Genomic DNA, 1,645 nt, shown 5'->3' on the forward strand with positions numbered 1-1,645 from the left:
GGGGTGATTGCTTACTGCCTTAAATGGAAGAAGCCATCACTGAAAGTGTTCTACTCAGAAGACGATTTTCCAATGACGGCTTAAACGGAATTCGGGTTACTTATCACATAGTTACTTCTGAGCATATCTTTCGTTAACTCTGGGTCATGATTCCAATTTATTGATAGTGATGAATGTTCAGATAATATCCAATGACTCTGTCATGCATTTCAATCGATTTTGAAAAAGACAACGTCTTGCGAGTCAGCCTTGCCAAATGTTGGCGAAGATTCAGGTTATGTCTTTCTATGCGTTGGGTATAACGCTTACTAACCACATGCAGTTTTCCCATCAGCGTTTTTTCATAGCTTTTCCAGCCATCAGTCATATAAACCCCAATATTGAAAGAAGCCAGTAACGCCATCAAACGTATCAAGGTCTTTTTTGTTCTTGGTCCAAAAACATGAGCGATCACTTTTCGTCTGCTCCGGTCGTAAGCATAAAAGAGCCAACGAGGATTCTTCTTTGACTTCACGTATGATCACTGTTCATCCATTTCACAGCAAACACTGACTTCAGTGCCGGGAGCAATGATGTTTGTTACGGATTGGGGTCTGAGTTTTTTAGGTGGCGGAGGACTGTATTCAGACCAATGCCCATGACACACGCAGTCGCCCGACATCCCATGCCGTTCATAGCCATATCGACGATTTGTTCGTGTGTACCGGGACGACATGCGGCATAAGTGAATTCAAGTTGCCAGGAGTGACGGCAGGATTGGCAAAGGTAGCGTTGATGACCGGACCGAGATCGCCCATTACGATGGATTCCTTTAATGGCACAACAAGATGGGCAAGCTACATCAATCTTTGCCATCTGAATCTTCTCCAAATAGGCATACTATAAACGATTCAATAAATTAATATCATTACCGGAAATATGAAACTCTCATCATTATGAAAAGTCATTTAGTACAGCGACTCGCACGGGGGCTTTAGTTGGGCAGGCGTTGGGATCATTTGCTATATTTCCGGCATTAGATGCTATGAGGTAATCATTACCAATGATTCAAGCGCTGTTGTTGATGGCAATATATGTAATGTTGCCCATGATATTGATGTTTTCAGCTTACGAATTTAAAACTGCAATCACGTTAACTTTTGTAATTTTTGCATTGAATTTTTTAACGTTTTGGTGGGAATTAGCACATTGGTTGGATAGTTGGCTTATTAGTGCATTGTATGATTCAGATACTCATAGCCGCTGGAATATGATAGGAATACAAAATACTTCAGACGATATTATTATAAATTTTGTTATGGGAACGATGTTTCTTGTGTTACCTGCTGTTTGGATGGGGGCACTTTCATGGGCTGGAATTAAAATTGGTGGCACATTAGAAAATGGTATGCAAAAAGGAACAACTGAATCCAAACAAGCAGGTGGTAAAGCTGGAGAAGCCGCTGTTAATAAATTGAAGAGATAATGGTAAGTGATTGAGTTTATACCAATCTAACTTGAAGATGCAGGAATTAAAATCTGAAAGTTGTCAGTCAGCCGCGTCGTCAGTTCTTTCGCTTTTTCTGGCAAAGTGACATGAAAAAAGTGACGAAGGGTTTCACGGAACGTTTTCGCATTCGGAAAATAGACATTATTACGCACTTGC

3 pseudogenes are annotated in these 1,645 nt (G+C 40.7%); 1 reads left to right on the forward strand and 2 read right to left on the reverse strand.

The features are described 5' to 3' along the window. Positions 1-157: 157 nt before the first annotated feature. Positions 158-855: pseudogene (locus tag Xmir_RS22030) on the reverse strand (IS1 family transposase). A 106-nt stretch (positions 856-961) separates the two neighbouring features. Here Xmir_RS22030 and Xmir_RS22035 point away from each other — a divergent pair. Next, positions 962-1,465 (forward strand): annotated as a pseudogene (locus tag Xmir_RS22035) (conjugal transfer protein TraG N-terminal domain-containing protein); the annotation flags it as partial. Positions 1,466-1,491: 26 nt separating this feature from the next. Here the strand turns inward: Xmir_RS22035 and Xmir_RS29740 are convergent. Further along, positions 1,492-1,645, reverse strand: a pseudogene (locus Xmir_RS29740) (IS630 family transposase); the annotation flags it as partial.

The sequence above is a fragment of the Xenorhabdus miraniensis genome, assembly GCF_002632615.1.